Origin of the sequence: Nonomuraea sp. GTA35 (genome assembly GCF_041950525.1) — a bacterium.
Taxonomy (GTDB): Bacteria; Actinomycetota; Actinomycetes; order Streptosporangiales; family Streptosporangiaceae; genus Nonomuraea.
This window is the reverse complement of sequence record NZ_JBGNUV010000006.1, coordinates 338793-355666: the sequence shown is the minus strand read 5'-3', so window position 1 is coordinate 355666 and position 16874 is coordinate 338793. Positions and strand designations below refer to the sequence as shown.

General features: G+C 71.6%; 19 protein-coding genes and 3 tRNA genes. 10 read left to right on the top strand and 12 right to left on the bottom strand.

Translation table 11 applies throughout. The annotated features are described in order from the left end of the window. The first annotated feature begins 29 nt into the window (after nt 1–29). Entirely contained in the window at nt 30–626 is a 597-nt protein-coding gene (locus tag ACBJ32_RS28260) for an HD domain-containing protein (RefSeq protein ID WP_357872270.1), read from the top strand. A gap of 33 nt (nt 627–659) precedes the next feature. On the opposite strand, the gene ACBJ32_RS28255 is transcribed toward ACBJ32_RS28260, so the two are convergent. The 7 genes from ACBJ32_RS28255 to ACBJ32_RS28225 are packed head-to-tail and all read right to left on the bottom strand — an operon-like array spanning nt 660 to nt 3768. Next, nucleotides 660–1016 carry an antibiotic biosynthesis monooxygenase family protein gene (locus ACBJ32_RS28255; RefSeq protein ID WP_375129254.1) on the bottom strand — a complete coding sequence of 119 codons (357 nt, stop codon included), beginning with the start codon at nt 1014–1016 and terminating at the stop codon, nt 660–662. A gap of 17 nt (nt 1017–1033) precedes the next feature. Beyond that, a complete protein-coding gene (locus ACBJ32_RS28250; protein ID WP_375129253.1) occupies nt 1034–1615 on the bottom strand; it encodes an alkaline shock response membrane anchor protein AmaP in 582 nt (193 codons plus the stop codon). A 60-nt stretch (nt 1616–1675) separates the two neighbouring features. Then, nucleotides 1676–2314 carry a DUF6286 domain-containing protein gene (locus tag ACBJ32_RS28245; protein ID WP_375129252.1) on the bottom strand — a complete coding sequence of 213 codons (639 nt, stop codon included), beginning with the start codon at nt 2312–2314 and terminating at the stop codon, nt 1676–1678. Beyond that, nucleotides 2311–2664: a hypothetical protein gene (locus tag ACBJ32_RS28240; RefSeq protein WP_357872281.1), complete on the bottom strand. Its 354-nt coding sequence runs from the start codon at nt 2662–2664 to the stop codon at nt 2311–2313. The genes ACBJ32_RS28245 and ACBJ32_RS28240 overlap by 4 nt, the downstream gene beginning before the upstream one ends. Beyond that, nucleotides 2661–2849: a hypothetical protein gene (locus ACBJ32_RS28235; protein WP_375129251.1), complete on the bottom strand. Its 189-nt coding sequence runs from the start codon at nt 2847–2849 to the stop codon at nt 2661–2663. The genes ACBJ32_RS28240 and ACBJ32_RS28235 overlap by 4 nt, the downstream gene beginning before the upstream one ends. Beyond that, on the bottom strand, nt 2846–3280 hold the full coding sequence (locus ACBJ32_RS28230; RefSeq protein ID WP_375129250.1) for a hypothetical protein: 435 nt from the start codon (nt 3278–3280) through the stop codon (nt 2846–2848). Before ACBJ32_RS28230 ends, ACBJ32_RS28235 begins: the two co-directional genes overlap by 4 nt. Next, the gene (locus tag ACBJ32_RS28225) at nt 3277–3768 is read right to left on the bottom strand and encodes an Asp23/Gls24 family envelope stress response protein (RefSeq protein WP_357872288.1); all 492 of its coding nucleotides are present in this window, start codon (nt 3766–3768) and stop codon (nt 3277–3279) included. Before ACBJ32_RS28225 ends, ACBJ32_RS28230 begins: the two co-directional genes overlap by 4 nt. 183 nt (nt 3769–3951) lie before the next feature. On the opposite strand from ACBJ32_RS28225, the gene ACBJ32_RS28220 reads away from it, so the two are divergent. Continuing rightward, complete coding sequence (locus ACBJ32_RS28220; protein WP_357872291.1) at nt 3952–4728, top strand: fumarylacetoacetate hydrolase family protein; 777 nt, start codon at nt 3952–3954, stop codon at nt 4726–4728. Continuing rightward, nucleotides 4721–6094: a glutamate--tRNA ligase gene (gene gltX / locus ACBJ32_RS28215; protein WP_375129249.1), complete on the top strand. Its 1374-nt coding sequence runs from the start codon at nt 4721–4723 to the stop codon at nt 6092–6094. Before ACBJ32_RS28220 ends, gltX begins: the two co-directional genes overlap by 8 nt. On the opposite strand, the gene ACBJ32_RS28210 is transcribed toward gltX, so the two are convergent. Then, nucleotides 5988–7352, bottom strand: a complete 1365-nt coding sequence (locus ACBJ32_RS28210; RefSeq protein ID WP_375129248.1) for an MATE family efflux transporter — start codon at nt 7350–7352, stop codon at nt 5988–5990. The genes gltX and ACBJ32_RS28210 overlap by 107 nt on opposite strands. A gap of 54 nt (nt 7353–7406) precedes the next feature. Between ACBJ32_RS28210 and ACBJ32_RS28205 the strand changes: the two genes are divergently transcribed. Together ACBJ32_RS28205 and ACBJ32_RS28200 are read left to right on the top strand one after the other, a co-directional pair. After that, nucleotides 7407–7952 (top strand): PadR family transcriptional regulator, encoded by a 546-nt coding sequence (locus tag ACBJ32_RS28205; protein WP_375129247.1) that lies wholly within the window; start codon nt 7407–7409, stop codon nt 7950–7952. A gap of 17 nt (nt 7953–7969) precedes the next feature. After that, the gene (locus tag ACBJ32_RS28200; RefSeq protein WP_375129246.1) at nt 7970–8803 is read left to right on the top strand and encodes an NmrA family NAD(P)-binding protein; all 834 of its coding nucleotides are present in this window, start codon (nt 7970–7972) and stop codon (nt 8801–8803) included. Here the strand turns inward: ACBJ32_RS28200 and ACBJ32_RS28195 are convergent. Beyond that, a complete protein-coding gene (locus tag ACBJ32_RS28195; RefSeq protein ID WP_375129245.1) occupies nt 8781–10751 on the bottom strand; it encodes a M3 family metallopeptidase in 1971 nt (656 codons plus the stop codon). The genes ACBJ32_RS28200 and ACBJ32_RS28195 overlap by 23 nt on opposite strands. Nucleotides 10752–10915: 164 nt before the next feature. Here ACBJ32_RS28195 and ACBJ32_RS28190 point away from each other — a divergent pair. Beyond that, nucleotides 10916–10987, top strand: a tRNA-Gln gene (locus ACBJ32_RS28190). Nucleotides 10988–11025: 38 nt separating this feature from the next. Here the strand turns inward: ACBJ32_RS28190 and ACBJ32_RS28185 are convergent. Further along, on the bottom strand, nt 11026–11949 hold the full coding sequence (locus tag ACBJ32_RS28185) for an alpha/beta hydrolase (RefSeq protein WP_375129244.1): 924 nt from the start codon (nt 11947–11949) through the stop codon (nt 11026–11028). Between the two features lie 109 nt (nt 11950–12058). Between ACBJ32_RS28185 and ACBJ32_RS28180 the strand changes: the two genes are divergently transcribed. The 4 genes from ACBJ32_RS28180 to ACBJ32_RS28165 all read left to right on the top strand — a co-directional run bounded on the left by ACBJ32_RS28180 (nt 12059) and on the right by ACBJ32_RS28165 (nt 14166). Further along, a complete protein-coding gene (locus ACBJ32_RS28180; protein WP_375129243.1) occupies nt 12059–13294 on the top strand; it encodes a sensor histidine kinase in 1236 nt (411 codons plus the stop codon). After that, nucleotides 13294–13905, top strand: coding sequence for a response regulator (locus ACBJ32_RS28175; protein WP_375129242.1), 612 nt, complete (start codon nt 13294–13296; stop codon nt 13903–13905). The genes ACBJ32_RS28180 and ACBJ32_RS28175 overlap by 1 nt, the downstream gene beginning before the upstream one ends. Nucleotides 13906–13999: 94 nt before the next feature. Further along, nucleotides 14000–14075: transfer RNA gene (locus ACBJ32_RS28170), tRNA-Glu, on the top strand. An 18-nt stretch (nt 14076–14093) separates the two neighbouring features. Beyond that, a tRNA-Glu gene (locus ACBJ32_RS28165) sits at nt 14094–14166 on the top strand. Between the two features lie 207 nt (nt 14167–14373). Here ACBJ32_RS28165 and ACBJ32_RS28160 read toward each other — a convergent pair. Further along, entirely contained in the window at nt 14374–16083 is a 1710-nt protein-coding gene (locus ACBJ32_RS28160; protein ID WP_357872314.1) for a hypothetical protein, read from the bottom strand. Nucleotides 16084–16141: 58 nt separating this feature from the next. Beyond that, nucleotides 16142–16858 carry an IclR family transcriptional regulator gene (locus ACBJ32_RS28155; protein WP_043618626.1) on the bottom strand — a complete coding sequence of 239 codons (717 nt, stop codon included), beginning with the start codon at nt 16856–16858 and terminating at the stop codon, nt 16142–16144. Between the last annotated feature and the right edge of the window lie 16 nt (nt 16859–16874).

Genomic DNA, 16874 nt, shown 5'->3' with positions numbered 1-16874 from the left:
GTTAGCCGCCCGATGAGATGCTGGTGCATGTGAGATACGACGACCTGGTGATCCCCGACACGCCCGCCGCCCGTGGCGCGCTGGAGGTGGCAGCCCAGTACCACACGCCTTCGCTGCTCAACCACTCGCTCCGCGCCTACCTGTGGGCGGCCGCCTACGCGCAGGGCAACGGCATCGCGTTCGACGCGGAGCTGCTGTACGTGTCGGCCATGCTGCACGACATCGGGCTGGCGGCCGAGTTCGACAGCCACACGGTGCCGTACGAGGAGGCCGGCGGGCACGTGGCCTGGGCCTTCTGCGCCGGGGCCGGCTGGTCGCCCGAGCGCCGCGTACGCGCCTGCGAGGTGATCATCCGGCACATGTGGGAGGAGGTGCCCCTGGAGGAGGACCCCGAGGGACACCTGCTGGAGCTGTCGACCGGCATGGACATCTCGGGCCGCCGCACGGACGAGATCCCCGCCGAGGTGCGCCAGGAGGTGCTGGAGCGGCACCCGCGGCTGGAGATCGCCAAGGAGTTCAGCGTCTGCATCGCCGACCAGGGCGCGCGCAAGCCGTCGAGCTTCGCGGCGCGGTTCGTGCGCGACGGCATCGTGGACCGGATCATCCGCAACCCGCTGGACGGCTGACCCGGCCGCGCCTCCGGGCCGGTGCGCTCCAGGTCAGCCCTTGGGGCCGGTGCTCTCGGCGACCTCGAACGTCCACACCTCGGACCCCGTCGCCGCGGGCCCCTGCCCGTGCCCATGGCCGTGGCCGTGGCCGGCCTGCGCCGCCGCGGCGGCCGCCTGGGCGTGACCGCGCTGGAACGCCTCGCCCTGCTGCCACTTCTGGAAGTCCTCCTCGGAGCGCCAGCGCGTGTAGACGAGGTACTGCTCCGTGCCCTCCACCGGCCGCAGCAGCTCGAACCACTCGAACCCGTCGGCGGACTCCACCATCCCGGCCCGGTTGGAGAAGCGCCGTTCGAGCTCTTCCCGCATCTCGGCGGGCACGGTCAGCACGTTGATCTTCACGACGGACACCAGAGGAACCCCTCTCGTCAGCGCACGACTCGGTGCGGCGAAGGTGAGGGCTCCAGGCTAACGCGGGCCACCGCCGGCACCCGATCCCGGTCCAGCGCGTCCCGCACGTGCGGCAGCGCCACCGTCGACAGGTGCCGGCTCAGCTCGCCCATGGGGGCCGACTCGTCGGCGACCACGCGCAGCCGTACCTCGGGGCGCGGCCCCACCAGGTGCGCGGCGGCGTGGAACACGGCCGGGCTCGACTCCACGTCGGCGGCGACCGCCTGCGCCATCCCCGACTCCGACACCTCCGTGACCCCGGTCGGGCCGTCCTCGATGCGCAGCACGCGCCGCGCGTCCCTGCGCCCCTGCACGAGCAGCCACCGCAGCGCCAGCACCGCCACGACCAGCGCGGCCAGCGCCACCAGCCACCAGATCCACGGGCTGGTCCGCGCGAAGAAGGCGACCACGTTGCCGTCCACGACCGTCGTCCGCGCGGCGGCCCAGTTCTGCGGGAACGCGCCCAGCCCGCGGGCCAGCGCCGACCCGCCCAGGATCACCAGCACCAGCCCGACCAGCGCCAGCCCCCACCGGTTGCCCCGCCCGGTCTTCCTGCTCACGGCTGCCCCCTGACGTCCGCTCCCACGCTCACAGCTGCTCCCTGACGTCCGTCTTCCTGTTCACCGCTGCTCCCTGACGTTCACGGACACCCGGTACGGCTCCACGAGGTCCAGCGCGGCCAGCCTGGTGAGCACGGCGCCGCGGACGTCCTGGCCGAACCCCTCCACGTCCCGCCTGCACGTGGTCGGCGTGACGGCGAACGTGTGGCCGCGCAGGGTCGCGCGGGCCGAGCGCACGCCCGGCACCTGCTCGGCCGCGTGCGCCAGGGCCCGGGTGACGCTCCTGGGGCGCAGGCCGATGATCAGGTCGGGGTCGCCGCTGCGTACGGGCACCATCCTCGGCCGGCCCGGCACCAGCGCGATGGCCAGCAACACCAGCCCGAGCAGCGTCGTGACCGCCGCGCCGACCAGTACCCGCGGGTCCGACCACAATGTCGAGCCCGCCCAGGCCAGCATGCGGTCGTACGGGATCAGGCGCAGCGGCCGCCCGGCCAGCGCCGAGATCGTCTCGGCGAGCACGAGCAGGCTGAGCAGCGCGAGCAAGGTGGCGACCACGACGGCCGGGACCCGCCGCGACGGCCGGAAGGCCCGCACCGCGGCCCGGTCGGCGGCCCTGGAGTGCTGTGGTGGAGCGGGAAGCCGGTGCGCGCCCGACGGCGGCTCCTGCACGACGTCCCGCCTGGTCTCGTGTGTTGTCATGGCAGGTCTCCGCCCACGTCGGTCATGGTGATGTCCAGGCGGGTGACGTACAGGCCCGTCTGGGCGGCGACGCGGCGGATCACGTGCTCCCGCAACCGCGCCGCCACGGCGTGCAGCGGGGACGGATAGGCCACGCTCACGTTGAGCCGCACGACGGCCTGATCGCCGTGCACCTCCCCGGCCGACGGCGTCCACGGCAGGCCGCGCGGCTGCACGTCGCGCACCTCGGGCACCTCCGCGGCGGCCACGCAGGCGATCTTGCTGACCACCCGGTCGGCGATCTCCGTGCGGCCGCGCCGCTCGGGCGCGGGCAGGGGAGCGCGCCGCTGGGCGGGCACCGTCATGGTCATTTACGCCTCACGGACAGCCCGGACAGGTCGATCTCGCCGGTCTCGGCGATCCGCCCGATCAGGAAACCGACCGCGCCCAGGACCAGGACGAGCAGGAACGCGCCCAGCCCCCCGAACGCCCCGGCCAGCCCGAGCACGATGCCGACGGCCATGCCGATGATCGGCATCCACTGGATGTTGTTCATGATCCCTCCACGATGATGTCGTCGATGCGCACGTGCACCGGACGGCCCCCGGCCAGGTCCGCCACGGCGCCGCGCACCTCGTCGGCGGTCTGCGGCAGCGGGCGGTCCAGCGTGGCGACGATGGCGATCTCCACCTCGCGCTCGCCCGCGGACACGCCCGTGAGGCGCCCACCGGGCAGGTACGTGGCCACCGTCCCGAACGGCCCACCGGACAGCCGGGCCACCCCGTGGCAGGCCAGCGCCCGGTCGGCGATCAGCCGTTCCTCGGTGGCGGGGCCGGAGCGCGCTTCACCGGCGGCGCTCGCTGTGCCACCGGCGCTCGCTGTGCCACCGGCGCTCGCTGTGCCACCGGGGGTCGCCGAGGCGCCGGGGCTGGCCGGGCCGCCCGGGCTCGCCGGGCCGCCGGGACCGGTCGGGGCGGCGGACGTCATTGGACCCGGGGCTCCTGCTCCATGTCCCCCCGGTGCCCGTCAGTCCCCCGGTCGCGGTCCTGCTCCGGCAGGTGCACGTCGTCCACGCGGATGTTGACCTCGGTCACCTCGAGCCCGCACATCCGTTCGACAGCGCCGATCACGTTCTTCCTGACCGCCGCCGCCAGGTCGGGGATCGCGGTGCCGTACTCGGCCACCAGGTCCAGGTCCACGGCCGCCTGCCGCTCGCCCACCTCGACCGAGACGCCTTGGGCGACGTTCCTGTCCCCGCCGACCATGCCGCGCATGCTCCCGAGTGCCCGTGCCGCGCCTCCGCCCATGGCGTACACGCCGGACACCTCACGGGCCGCGAGCCCGGCGATCTTGGCGACGACCCCGTCGTCGATGCTCGTGGTGCCCTTCTCCGTTACCAGCGAGGTCGTGCTCTCCTGGGTCCTGGCCCGTGGCACGGTCCCCGTCGCGCCGGCCCCCGTGGGCCGATTGGACATCGTGTCCGACACGATCCGTCACCCCCCTCAGGTGTCTTCTCCAAGGGGAGAGATAACCCCTGTTACACTCCCGAAGCCCTACAAAACGGACTCTGGGTATAAAAATGGACGGCTCCTGACTCGTGCGGGGTGGCGCGCGAAAAAGGTGACGGACCCCTCCGGCGGCGGCGATAGCCTTGTCAGGTGCGTATAGCGAGGTTCTCCACAGGCGAAGGCGTCTCGTTCGGCGTGGTCGAGGGCGGGCCCGGCGAGGAGTTCGTCTCCGCGATCTCCGGCCACCCGTTCGGCCAGGTGCAGTTCACCGGCGAGCGCCTCCCGCTGTCCCAGGTGAAGCTGCTGGCTCCGATGCTGCCGAGCAAGGTGATCGCCATCGGCAGGAACTACGCCGAGCACGCCGCCGAGCTGGGCAACGAGGTGCCGGAAGAGCCCCTCATCTTCATGAAGCCGTCCACCACGGTGATCGGCCACGGCGAGAACATCGCCTACCCCACGTCGCTGTCCGACCGCGTCGACTACGAGGGCGAGCTGGCCGTGGTGATCGGCAGGCTCTGCCGTGAGGTCCCGGTCGAGCGGGTCAAGGACGTCATCTTCGGCTACACCTGCGCCAACGACGTGACCGCACGCGACCTGCAGAAGAAGGACGTGCAGTTCACCCGGGCCAAGGGGTTCGACACGTTCTGCCCGCTCGGCCCGTGGATCCAGACCGATCTCGACGCGAGCGACCTGGCGCTGACGACCACGGTCAACGGCGAGATCCGGCAGAGCGGGCGCACCAGCCAGCTCATCAACGACATCCCCGCGCTGGTGGCGTACGTCAGCGCGGTCATGACGCTGATCCCCGGCGACGTCATCCTGACCGGCACGCCGGCGGGCGTCGGCCCGCTCGAGATCGGTGACGAGGTCAGCGTCGGCATCGAAGGCATCGGCACACTCACGAACAAGGTGGTCTCCCGTGACTGACGTACGGGTGCGGTTCGCCCCGTCTCCAACCGGCATGTTCCACGTGGGCAGCGCCCGCGCCGCGCTGTTCAACTGGGCGGTGGCGGAGCAGTCCAAGGGGCGGTTCATCCTGCGCATCGAGGACACCGATGCCACCCGCAACCGGCCGGAGTGGACCGAGGGCATCATCTCGGCGCTCGACTGGATCGGCATCAACGGCACCAACCCGGTGTTCGAGGGCCCCTACTTCCAGTCGGCCTACGAGCCGCAGCACCGCGAGGCCGTGGCCAAGCTGCTGGCCGACGGCAAGGCGTACTACTGCGACTGCACCCGCGAGCAGGTCCAGGAGCGCACCGGCTCCAAGGACAAGGGGTACGACGGCCACTGCCGCGAGCGCGGGCTGACGGCGGGCGCGGTGCGCTTCCGCACCCCCGACGAGGGCATCACGGTGGTCGACGACCTGGTGCGCGGCCGGGTGGAGTTCCCCAACAACGCGCAGGAGGACTTCGTCATCGCCCGCAGCGACGGCTCGCCCCTGTACGTGCTGGCCAACGCCGTGGACGACATCACCCAGGGCATCACCCACGTGGCCCGCGGCGAGGAGCACCTGCCCAACGCCGCCAGGCAGGAGCTGCTCTGGCCCGCGCTGGGCGCGACGCCGCCGGTCTGGGCCCACCTCCCGGTGATCGTCAACGAGCAGCGCAAGAAGCTGTCCAAGCGGCGCGACAAGGTGGCGCTGGAGGACTACCGCGCGGAGGGTTACCTGCCCGAGGCGATGGTCAACTACCTCATGCTGCTCGGCTGGGGGCCTGGCGAGGACCGCGAGATCATGCCGTGGTCGGAGATGGTGCCGCTGTTCCGGTTCGAGGACGTCAACGCCTCCAACGCGTTCTTCGACGAGAAGAAGCTGCGTGCCTTCAACGGCGAGTACATCCGGGCGCTGCCGCTGGAGACGTTCGAGGAGCGCTGCGCGCCCTACCTCGACCCCTCCTGGGACCGCGAGCTGTTCAGCAAGGTCGCGGCGCTGGCCCAGACGCGCATCGCGGTGCTGTCGGAGATCCGGCAGAACGTCGACTTCCTCTTCCTGGAGGAGCCGGTCTTCGACCAGGCGTCGTGGGACAAGGCGATGAAGAACGCCCCCGAGGAGATCCTCGCCGGCTACCTCGAGCGCCTGGAGACCGTGAGCTGGGACCCTGAGTCGCTCAAGCAGGCGCTGGAGGAGGTCGGCACGGCCCACGGGCTCAAGCTCGGCAAGGCGCAGGCGCCGGTGCGGGTGGCGATCACGGGCCGGACGGTGGGTCTGCCGCTGTTCGAGTCGATCGAGGTGCTGGGGCGGGAGCGCGCCCAGGACCGCCTGCGCGCCGCTCTGACACGCCTGAAGGGCTGAGGCGCGCAGGCATCACCAGCGCGCCGGTGAGGCTGATGGCGGCTCCCGCGGCCATCGACAGCCACACGCCGGTGATGCCGAGCCAGGCGCTCAGGCCGTACGCGAGGGGTAGCTGCACCGCGAAGCCCGCCAGCGTGGCGGCGAGCAGCCGGCTGCCCCTCCCGCTCGCCTGCAGCACCCCGCCGACGGCGATCAGCCCGCCGAAGGGCACCAGGTAGAGCGTCATCCACCGCAGGAACTCCACGGCCACCGCCGGATCGCCGGTGAACAGCCCGGCGACCGGGGCGGCCGGCACGTTCAGCACGATCGCGACCACCACGCCGGCCCCGAGCCCGAGCGCCAGCGGCGACCGCACGGCCTCGGACCGGGCGGTGCGGATCATCGCCGCCTGCCGCAGCGCGTAGAACACCATCACACCGGCCAGCATGATCTTCTGCCCGATCCCGTAACCCGCCACCGCCGCCGTGCCGAACCCGGCCACGATCTCCACCAGCGCCATCCCCACCAGCGCACGTGCCAGGAAATCTCCGGACATGGGCAGCCCGGTACCGATGACCTCGCCGGCCACCCGCCCACGGCCGCCACGGGCCGGCCCGCCCCCAACGGGCCCACCCGCGACGGACTCATCCGCGACAGGGCCGTCCGCGACAGGGCGGCCGGCCGCGTCGCGCAGGCGTGTCATGGACGCGAGCGCGACCGCCAGCGTGAGCGCCCGCGCGATCACCGTGGCCAGCGCCGCACCCTGCACCCCCATCCCGAGCCCGTAGATGAACAGCGGGTCCAGCGCGACCACGAGCACGTTGCAGATGATCGCGTGCCGCATGGGCCGCCTGGTATCGCCCAGCCCCTTCAGCACCCCGTCCACGACCGTCTGGGCGAAGTACACCGGCAGCCCGCCCAGCGAGATCAGGAAGAAGTCCGCGGTCAGCGCGGGCGAGTCGGTGAACAGCGCCGCCAGCGGCTCCCGCAGCAGCACCCCCGGCACCGCGACGGCCACCGAGAAGACCGCCCACAGCACCCACCCCGCCCTGATGACCGGCCCCAGCGGCGCGTGCCCGTCACGCCGCCCGACCAGCACGGTCACCCCCGTCGGCACGGCCAGGAAGAGGCCGTAGGCCAGGTACTCGGCCGTCGTGCCCACGGTGACCGCCGCGATCGCCGCCTCGCCCAACCCCGAGACCCAGAGCAGGTCGATCACGCCGACCGCGACCACCGCGGTGAGCAGCTCGACGTAGATGGGCAGCGCCAGCCTGATCATTGATACCTCTTTTCGATGTATATCGCTTAGAGGTATAGCGTTACGATGCATGCCATGGCAAGCGGCGGCGACCTCGCTCTCACGATCCTGGGCTTCCTCAACGAGCGCCCCATGCACGGCTACGAGCTCAAGTCCCGCCTCGCCGCGCTGACCGGCCACCTGCGCCCGGTCAGCGACGGCGCGCTCTACCCGGCGATCGCCAGGCTGGAGGCCAAGGGCCTGGTCGAGCGGCACGAGGAGGCGGGGGCCGCGGCCGCGCGCCGGCAGGTGCTGACGATCACCGAGCCCGGCCGCGAGGAACTGCTGCGGCGGCTGCGCGAGCCCGCCGACCTCGACATCAGCGACCAGACCAGGTTCTTCGCGCTGCTGACGTTCCTGTCGGCGCTGCCCGACCCGGCCGACCAGGTGAAGGTGCTCAGCCGCAGGCTGGCCTTCCTGGAGGCGCCCGCGAGCTTCTTCTACGAGGGCGGCGAGCCGGTCAGGGCGCGGGACGAGCCGGACCCGTACCGCCGCGGCATGCTGCTGATCGCCCGGGCCTCCAGCCGGGCGGAGAAAGAATGGCTCCGCCAGCGCATCGCGGAACTGAACGTGCCGCAATAGTCCCTAACGTCGTCGCCATGACCTTCTTGGTGACGGGAGCCACGGGCTCCGTAGGCAGGCACGTCGTCGCGCATCTCCTCGAAGCGGGTCACCGCGTCCGCGCCCTGACCCGCGACCCGGCCAGGGCCAGGCTGCCCGAAGGGGCCGAGGTCGTCCAGGGTGATCTCAGCCGTGCCGGAAGCCTCGTGCCGGCCCTGAAGGGCGTCGAGGGTGTGCACCTCATCGACGCCGCCGACTCCGCGTACGCGCCGCTCCAGAACGGCGCCGAGATCGTGGCAGCGCTCCAGGAGGCGGGAGTGCGCAGGGTGACGCTGCTCAGCGGCTGGTCACCGGGCACGCTGGAGGCCGCGGTCACCGGCAGCGAGCTGGCCTGGACGTACGTGCAGCCGACCGAGTTCATGGCCAACGCGCTGGCGTGGGCCGAGTCCGTACGGACGAAGGGCGTGATCGAGGAGCCGTTCGCGGCCACCAGGACCGCCATGGTGCACGAGGCCGACATCGGCGCCGTCATCGCCACCGCGCTCACCGAGGACGGCCACGAGGGCCACTCCTACGGCCTCACCGGCCCCGAGCTGCTCGACGTGCCCGCCAAGGTGCGGATCCTGTCGGAGGCGATCGGCCGCGAGATCACCTTCAGGGAGCTGACCGTGGACGAGATGCGCGAGCGCTACCGGGCCCAGGGCGTGCCGGAGCAGATGATCGAGTTCCAGATCGAGGTCTTCGGCAACGTGCCCGAGGGCGCCTACCAGGTCACGCCCACGGTCGAGCAGGTGACGGGGCGGCCACCGCGCACGTTCGCGCGGTGGGCCGCAGAACACGTCGAGGCGTTCAGTCCAGACCGCGGCGCTTGAGCAGCGGCTGGATGCTGGGCTCGCGCCCGCGGAAGTTGCGGAAGGCGGTCAGCGGGTCGAGGCTGCCGCCCCTGGACAGCAGCTCGCGGCGGAAGTGGTCGCCGTTCGCCCGCGTGAGCCCGCCGTTCTCCTTGAACCACTCCACGCTCTCGGCGTCGAGCACCTCGCTCCAGATGTAGGAGTAGTAGCCCGCGCTGTAGCCGCCGGAGAAGATGTGCGCGAAGTAGTTGGTCCGGTAACGCGGCCGGACCAGCGGGAACGCGATCCCGGCGGCCTCCAGCGCGGCCTGTTCGAACGCCTCGGGGTCGGCCACGGTCTCGCCGGGGGCCAGCTTGTGCCAGGCCCAGTCGAGCAGCGTGGCGGCGAGGTACTCGACGGTCTTGAAGCCCTGGTTGAACTTCTCGGCCGCCTGCAGCTTCTCCACCAGCTCGGCCGGCATCGGCTCGCCCGTCTCGTGGTGCTTGGCGTAGTTGGCCAGCACCTCGGGCCAGGTCACCCACATCTCGTTGACCTGCGAGGGGTACTCGACGAAGTCGCGGGGCACCCGGGTGCCGGAGACGCGCGGGAAGCGCACCTGGGAGAAGAGCCCGTGCAGCGCGTGGCCGAACTCGTGGAAGGCCGTGTTCACCTCGTCGTACGTCAGCAGCGTCGGCCCCGAGGCCGGCTTGGTGACGTTGAGGTTGTTCATCACCACCGGCCGCTGCCCGAACAGCAGCGACTGGTCGACCAGGTTGTTCATCCACGCGCCGCCGCGCTTGCTCGGCCTGGCGTACGGGTCGAGCACGAACAGACCCAGCGGGCTCCCGTCCTCGTCGAACACCTCGTACACGGTCACGTCGGGGTGGTAGCCGCCCAGCTCGGGCCGCTCGGTGAAGGTGATCCCGTACAGCTTGGTGGCCGCGAAGAACACGCCGTCGCGGTAGACCCGGCCGAGCTCGAAGTACGGCCGCATGGCCGCGCCGTCGAAGTCGTAGCGGGCCTGGCGCACCTTCTCGGAGTAGTACGACCAGTCCCACGGCTCGATCGGGAACCCGGCCTGCTCCGCCAGCGCCTCGGCCTCCCGCCCGGCGTTGCGGACGGCGGGGCCGACGAGCTGGCCGAGCATCTCCTCGACCGCCTCGACGGTCTTGGCCGTCTGGTCGGCCACCGTGTAGGCGGCGTGCGTGGGGAACCCGAGCAGCGCCGCCCGCTCGGCCCGCAGCGCCGCCATCCTGGCCGCCACCTCGAAGTTGCCGGGGGCCCGGCCGACGCTCAGCTCGTACAGGCGGCGACGCACCTCGCGGTCGGTGAGCTGGGCCAGGCCGGGCTGGCTGGTGAAGTTGAGCAGCGGCAGGACGTACGTGCCGTCGTCCTGGCGCAGCGACTCGATCTTGGCCTCGTCGAAGCCGTCGAGCTCCTTCGGGTCCGTCACCACCAGCGCCGACTCCGTGGAGGCCTTCAGCAGGCTCTGCGCGAACTGCGTGGAGAGCTTCGACAGCTCCTCGTTCAGCGCGCGCAGGCGGTCCTGGTCGGGCTCCGACAGGTCGGCGCCGGCCCTGATGAAGTCGTCGCGGTACTTCTCCAGCAGCCAGGACTCCTCGGCGTCCGCCGTGCTGACCTGCTTGATCCTGGCCCACAGCGCCCGGTTCAGCCGGATCGCGTCGCCGTGCCGGGTGAGCTGGGGAGAGATCTCCTTCTCGATCTCCATGATGCCGTCGGTCGTGTTGGACGCGGCGACGCTGAAGAAGACCGTGGCCGTGCGGTCGAGGATCCGGCCCGACCGTTCGAGCGCGGCGATCGTGTTCTCGAACGTCGGAGTCTCGGTGCTGCTCGCGATCGCCTCGACCTCGGCGAGCTGCTCCGCCATGCCGCGCTCGAACGCCGGCAGGTAGTGCTCCTCACGGATGTCCGCGAAGGGCGGCAGCTCGTACGGCAGGTCGCTTGGGGCGAAGAACGGATTCTCGGCCAACGCTCGGGCTCCTCCACGTGGTGTTTTGTCCCCTTCAGCTTGGCACGATCGGGCACGTGGTGGGGGCTCGGGAGGCCGGGTCGGCTAATCGTTTTGGTCTTAGCCCCGGAGCTGGGCTATTCTTTCGGACGTCGCCAAAGCGCTCCGCGAGGAGATCGCAGCGGTGGGGTATGGTGTAATTGGCAGCACGACTGATTCTGGTTCAGTTAGTCTAGGTTCGAGTCCTGGTACCCCAGCATTTGCAACGGACATCTTCTTCGGAGATGTCCGTTTTTCATTTCGCGAGCCCGTCGAGGATTTTCGTGATCTCCCGGTAGGTCCTGCGCGTCGGCGCGTGCGGCGTCCTGACCGTGAAGACCTCGAACCTGTTGCCCGGCGTCGCCTCGTCCGCCTCCCTGATCATGCGGTCCTGCAAGGCCGGCGGGATCACCCGGTCCAGCGACTGCCTGACGTACACGCGGCGCACCCGTCCCCAGGCGTCCTTGCGGCCACGGGCGTCCGCGCTCGACACCTCCAGGCTCTCGTCCGGCAGCGACGAGTTGAGCAGCGCCAGGAACTCCCCGGCGGTCCCCTCGGCCATGAACGCCGCCTTGGCCGCGTCCAGGAACTTCCTGTCGTTCGTGCGCCAGTTGATCCGGATCGCCTTGAGCACCCGCGGGTCCCCGACGACACCCGGCAGGATGGCGGCCCCCAGGCTCGTCCTGCCCTCCGGCGTCTCCAGGTACTCGGCAGGGGAGCGCAGCTTCGTGCAGCAGTAGGCGCCGATGTAGACGAGGCGGTCGATCAGGTGGGGCACTTCGTCGGCGGCCTTGGTGATGGTCGAGCCGCCCAGGCTGCCGCCCACGAGGATCACCGGGCCGTACCGGGAGACCCTGCGCACCACGTCCACCGTGGCCTCGACGTAGTCGTCCAGCGTCACCCCGGCCATGGTGGAGGGGAGCGCGGCCAGCTTCGCCAGGTCCTGCGGAGCCTGGTAGGCCACGTGGAGCTGGTCCTCGGGGCCGTGCCCGGGCAGGCTCACGCCCACGGTGCGGTGGCCGCGCAGCGTCAGCTCCGCGTCGCCGCTGGCCACGCCGTTCGAGCCGGTCACGAAGACGAACGTGGTGACCTCCTTCCGCTTGGTCAGGGACGTGGCGGTGGCTCCCGCGCCGGCGGCGGCCGCGAGCTGGAAGGCGGTTCTGCGAGTCAGATCGGTCATGCCTCGATGCTCGCCGAGGACGTACACGGGCCACATCGCCCACCCGGGCGGAGAAGCGGTTGACGGCCGCCATCCACCGATCGGTTGACGGCGTGCCAGGCTTGGGGGCATGAGCTGGATCGACGGGCGCGAGAGGTGGGTCTACGCGGCGCTGGCGTACGCGCTGCTCGCGATCTCCGCGATCACGGCGGCCTGGCAGGGCACAGGCGCGGGGCCGGGCCTGATCCCACCCGGCGGCGGGGCGGGCATCGAGCGGGCCGCCGCGCTCTGGGACGGGGTGCCGTGGCCGGTGCCGGCGCTGGCGGCGGCCGCCTGGCTGGCTCCCGTTCCCTGGCTCTACCAGCGCCGCGACACGCACAGGGCACTCGTCGTGGCCCACTACCTCCTCCTCATGGCCCTCGCCGCGGCGCTGGCCGTCAAGAGCCTGGCCTTCGTCCTGTTCGTCTCGGCCGGCTACCCGCTGGCCATCGCCATGCTCCCCGGCCGCCTCGTCATGGCCGGCGTCACGCTCACGGCGCTGGTCAACGTGACCACCCAGGCGGGCCCGGGAGCCGGGACGACCCTGCTCACCGTCATCGCCGGCGTGGCCGTGCCGCTGGTCGTGGCCGGCTGGTACGTCTCCGCCGAGCACGACAGGCGCCGCCGCCTCGTCGAGCGCCTGCGCGCCGCGATGGAGGAGAACGCCGAGCTCAACGCCAGGCTCCTCGACCAGGCCAGGCGGGCGGGCGTGCTGGACGAGCGGCACCGCGTCGCCGGCGAGATCCACGACACGCTCGCGCAGGACCTCGTGGCGCTGATCGGCCAGCTCTCCGCCGCCGACCGCGCCCCGCACGAGGACTCCCGCCGCCGCCACCTCGACCGGGCGGCCGAGCTGGCCCGCCGCGGCCTGTCCGAGACCCGCAGATCCGTTCAAGCCCTGCGGCCCGAGCCGCTGGAGGACACCGAACTGCCGGACGCGATCGGCCACATGGCGAAGTCGTGGGCGGAGGCGGCGGGTGTGGAGTTGCGGTTCGAGGTCACCGGCACCCCGGTCGCCCTGGCCGCCGGAGTGGAGGCGGCGCTGTTCCGCGTGGCGCAGGAGGCCCTGGCGAACGTGGCGAAGCACGCCGAAGCCACCAGGACGGCCCTCACCCTGTCGTACACGGACGAAACGGTTCTCCTCGACGTCCGAGACGACGGGACGGGCTTCGACCCGCAGCGGCCCGCTGACGGCTTCGGGCTGGACGGCATGCGGCAGCGGGCCCGCAGCGTGGGCGGCACCCTGGACATCGAGTCGGAGCCCGGTCAGGGCACCACCGTCGCCGCCGCCGTCCCCGCCATCCCGAACGATGAGAGGCTGGACTGATGCCACTGCGCCTGCTGATCGCCGACGACCACCCGATCGTGCGTGACGGCCTGCGGGCGGCGCTCGGCGGCGAGCCCGGCCTGGAGATCGTCGGCGAGGCGGCCGACGGGGCGGAGGCCGTGCGCCTGGCCGCGGAGCTCGCCCCCGACGTCGTCCTCATGGACCTGCGCATGCCGGGCCTCGACGGGGTGAGCGCCATCCGCCTGCTCAGCGGCACCGGGCCGCGGGTGCTGGTGCTGACCACCTTCGACACCGACGTGCTGCCGGCGCTCGAGGCGGGCGCCAGCGGCTACCTGCTCAAGGACGCCCCGCCGGACGAGCTCGTCCGCGCCGTCCTGGCCACCCACCGCGGCGAGACCGTGCTCGCCCCGGCCGCGGCGGGGCGGCTGGCCGACCACCTGCGCAGGCCCGCCAGGGGGAAGCTGAGCAAGCGGGAGCTGGAGGTGCTGCGCCTGGTGGCCGGCGGGGCGACGAACAAGGAGGCGGCGGCGAGCCTGTTCATCAGCGAGGCCAGCGTGAAGACGCACCTGCTGCACATCTACGCCAAGCTCGACGTGCGCGACCGCGCAGCCGCCGTCGCCGAGGCATTCCGCAGGGGGCTGCTGGGTTGATCCGGTGGGCGGATAAGCGGTTTGGTGTGGTCTTCCGGGTGCGGTAGAGTTACCTGCGTTGCCGGGGAGGCCCGGCAGAGCAGCTTGTGGGCAAGGTCCCGTCGTCTAGTGGCCCAGGACGCCGCCCTCTCAAGGCGGTAGCGCCGGTTCGAATCCGGTCGGGACTACCACTGCCACAAGCCCGCTAAGGTCCCGTCGTCTAGTGGCCCAGGACGCCGCCCTCTCAAGGCGGTAGCGCCGGTTCGAATCCGGTCGGGACTACCTGCTCTTCTCTCCGAGAAGAGCTTTTTTGTTTTTACGGCAAGCGGTGGGCGACGCCACCCGCCGCACGGGGCCGGGCCCCGTCCAGGGAAACGCTCCTCCGGTTCACGAGCTGATCGCCGTTACGCGCGCCCTGTTGACCGTCGAGAGTCGGCGGCCAAAGCCGAACGCCCCCACCACGACCGGTAGGGGCGTTCGACTGTGACGTCAGACCGAGCGGGCCTTGAACAAGGCTCGGCGGGCGGCCTTGGCGACCTGCTTGTCCGGGTGGACCTGGGAGATGAGGTCAAGGAGCTCCTCCACGTGGGCGTGGGGGATCTTCCAGATCACCTCCAGCAGGTTGTTGACCATCTCGGGGCCGATGTCGCGCAGGCTGCTCACGAACTCCGAGCGGCCCAGGCCCGCCGAGATCGTCCACATGTCGAGGATGAGCCAGTGCGTGTCGTCCTGCGTCGGCTCGGGCGCGCCCTCCACTTCGAGCTGGCTCAGGTGCGTGGCCGCGTACGGGCGTAGCGACGGCTGCTTGAGCGCCGCCTGCCAGGCCGGGATAGCGGCCTCGCCCAGCGTGCCGACGACGCTGGCCGCCTGCACCCTGATCAACGCGTCGCTGTCGTCCTCCGCCGCCGCGTCCAGCAGCTCCTCGGCGGCCTTTTCCGGCTCGCGCAGCCGCATCCAGGCGGCGAACTCGGCGTCGGCTTCCTCCTCGGGCAGCTCGGCGCTCAGCGCGAGCAGCTCGTGGGCGCTCATGGACTCGATGGCGGGCCGCGCGTCGACCTCGATGTCGGCGTCGTCGATGAGGTGGACGACGCCCTCGGTGCCGAGCGGCGTGAGGCGGACGGTGTCGCCGTCGAGCTCGACCATGCCGTAGCCGATCAGCCAGTCGATCGCGGGCGCCAGCGGGTCGCCCGCCGCCTCCCACGCGTCGGAGCCCAGCTCGTCGAGGTCGGCCGCGGCCTCCGCGAGGTCCCGCGCCAGGTCGGCGCGCTCGCGCGAGCCGCCCGCCAGCAGCAGCCGGATGAGCGTCCCCCGCGTCAGGCCCGCCAGGGCCATCGTGAGGTCGTCGTCCTCCAGCTCGGGGTCGCCGTAGTCGACCGAGTGGAGCCCGAGCATCCAGGCGTCGAGCACGTCCTCGTCGTCGTCGAACGGCCACTCCGCGGTGTCGTCCTGGACGGCCACCGTGCCGGCCTCGCCCGGCTCGAGGAACTCGAGGTCCACAGCGAGGTTCCAGATGTTCCAGAGCTGGGGGACGGCCTCGGCGATGGGGCCGTCGGTCTCCGGCCGGGGCAGGCCGACGGCCGCCAGCGCCTCCTCGACCTCGGCGTCGCTGAGCAGGGTGTCCTCGCCCACCGTGCGCCCTGAGCCCACCCAGACGGCCAGATCGCGCGCCTTGGCGATCAGCGGCGCCTGGCGGGCCGCCTCGGCGAGCTCGGCGTCGGGCCGCAGCCTGATCGTGTCGAGCTCGGCCAGCTCGTCGGCGAACGGCTCGAAGTCGCCCAGGTCGCCGGCCTCGTCCTCCTCGTCGTCGCCCTCGGTGTCGTCGAGCAGCTCCTCCATGAGATCGACGAACTCGTCCTCGACGTCGTCCAGCTCTGCCTGCAGATCGGCGAGGCTGTCCGAGCCCTTGTTCAGCCGGCCGGTCTGGGAGAGGAACGTCAGGTACGCGTCCACGGCCGGGAGCATCCCGTCGGCGGCGGCGTCGGGATCCTCCACGACCTTGGGCATGCGGTCGAGCAGCAGGTTACGCAGGTCGGCGCGCTTCCACGTGCCGAGGTCCTGCGAGAAGGCGAGACGGTGCCACAGAGCGGCTGGTCCCACAAGCTCGGGGTCGCTCCCGGGGGCGTTCGCACGCGCCCACATGATGAACTCTTCGAGCAGGGGTCGCAGCTCAGTGGCGGCTACCTCGATGCGATCTGTCACGCACTCAGGCTAGTGCGCCGGGGAGGCAGTCGGCTCCCCAAATACATCCTTTTCCCGATCATGACGTGCGGCGCATCGCCTCGGTGATGCGTTCGGCGGCCGCCATCACGGGCACCGCGTGGAGCCGTCCGGGCGCCCGCGTGAGCCGCTCGATGGGCCCGGAGACGGACACGGCCGCGATCACCTTGCCGCCGCTGCCCCTTATCGGCGCTGAGACACTCGCCACACCCTGCTCCCGCTCGCCCACGCTGTGGGCCCAGCCGCGGCGGCGCACGGAGGCGAGCGTGGCGGCGGTGAACTTGGCGCCGCGCAACCCGCGGTGCAGCCTGTCGGGCTCCTCCCAGGCCAGCAGGATCTGCGCCGCCGAACCGGCCGTCATGGGCAGCGCGGAGCCCACGGGAACGGTGTCACGCAAGCCGCTGGCACGCTCGGCCGCGGCCACGCAGACCCGTTCGTCACCCTGGCGCCGGTAGAGTTGCGCACTCTCCCCGGTGAGGTCCCTGAGCTGCATCAAGACCGGTGCGGCCACCGCCAGCAGCCGGTCCTCGCCGGCCGCCGTGGACAACTCGGAGAGCCGCGGGCCGAGCACGAACCGGCCCTGCGTGTCACGGCTCACGATGCGGTGGTGCTCAAGAGCGACGGCCAGCCGGTGGGCAGTGGGTCGGGCCAGGCCGGTGGCCTGAACGAGCTGAGCCAGTGAAGCGGGTCCCGCTTCCAGGGCATTGAGTACAAGAACTGCCTTGTCGAGTACTCCGACTCCGCTAGAGTTGTCCATACACCGATACTGCAGT

Coding starts and splice junctions, on each gene's coding strand:
- ACBJ32_RS28245 (WP_375129252.1), bottom strand. CDS start 2,314: ATGACAACACACGAGACCAGGCGGGACGTCGTGCAGGAGCCGCCGTCG.
- ACBJ32_RS28240 (WP_357872281.1), bottom strand. CDS start 2,664: ATGACCATGACGGTGCCCGCCCAGCGGCGCGCTCCCCTGCCCGCGCCC.
- ACBJ32_RS28235 (WP_375129251.1), bottom strand. CDS start 2,849: ATGAACAACATCCAGTGGATGCCGATCATCGGCATGGCCGTCGGCATC.
- ACBJ32_RS28230 (WP_375129250.1), bottom strand. CDS start 3,280: ATGACGTCCGCCGCCCCGACCGGTCCCGGCGGCCCGGCGAGCCCGGGC.
- ACBJ32_RS28225 (WP_357872288.1), bottom strand. CDS start 3,768: ATGTCCAATCGGCCCACGGGGGCCGGCGCGACGGGGACCGTGCCACGG.
- ACBJ32_RS28210 (WP_375129248.1), bottom strand. CDS start 7,352: ATGATCAGGCTGGCGCTGCCCATCTACGTCGAGCTGCTCACCGCGGTG.
- ACBJ32_RS28205 (WP_375129247.1), top strand. CDS start 7,407: ATGGCAAGCGGCGGCGACCTCGCTCTCACGATCCTGGGCTTCCTCAAC.
- ACBJ32_RS28200 (WP_375129246.1), top strand. CDS start 7,970: ATGACCTTCTTGGTGACGGGAGCCACGGGCTCCGTAGGCAGGCACGTC.
- ACBJ32_RS28185 (WP_375129244.1), bottom strand. CDS start 11,949: ATGACCGATCTGACTCGCAGAACCGCCTTCCAGCTCGCGGCCGCCGCC.
- ACBJ32_RS28180 (WP_375129243.1), top strand. CDS start 12,059: ATGAGCTGGATCGACGGGCGCGAGAGGTGGGTCTACGCGGCGCTGGCG.
- ACBJ32_RS28175 (WP_375129242.1), top strand. CDS start 13,294: ATGCCACTGCGCCTGCTGATCGCCGACGACCACCCGATCGTGCGTGAC.
- ACBJ32_RS28155 (WP_043618626.1), bottom strand. CDS start 16,858: ATGGACAACTCTAGCGGAGTCGGAGTACTCGACAAGGCAGTTCTTGTA.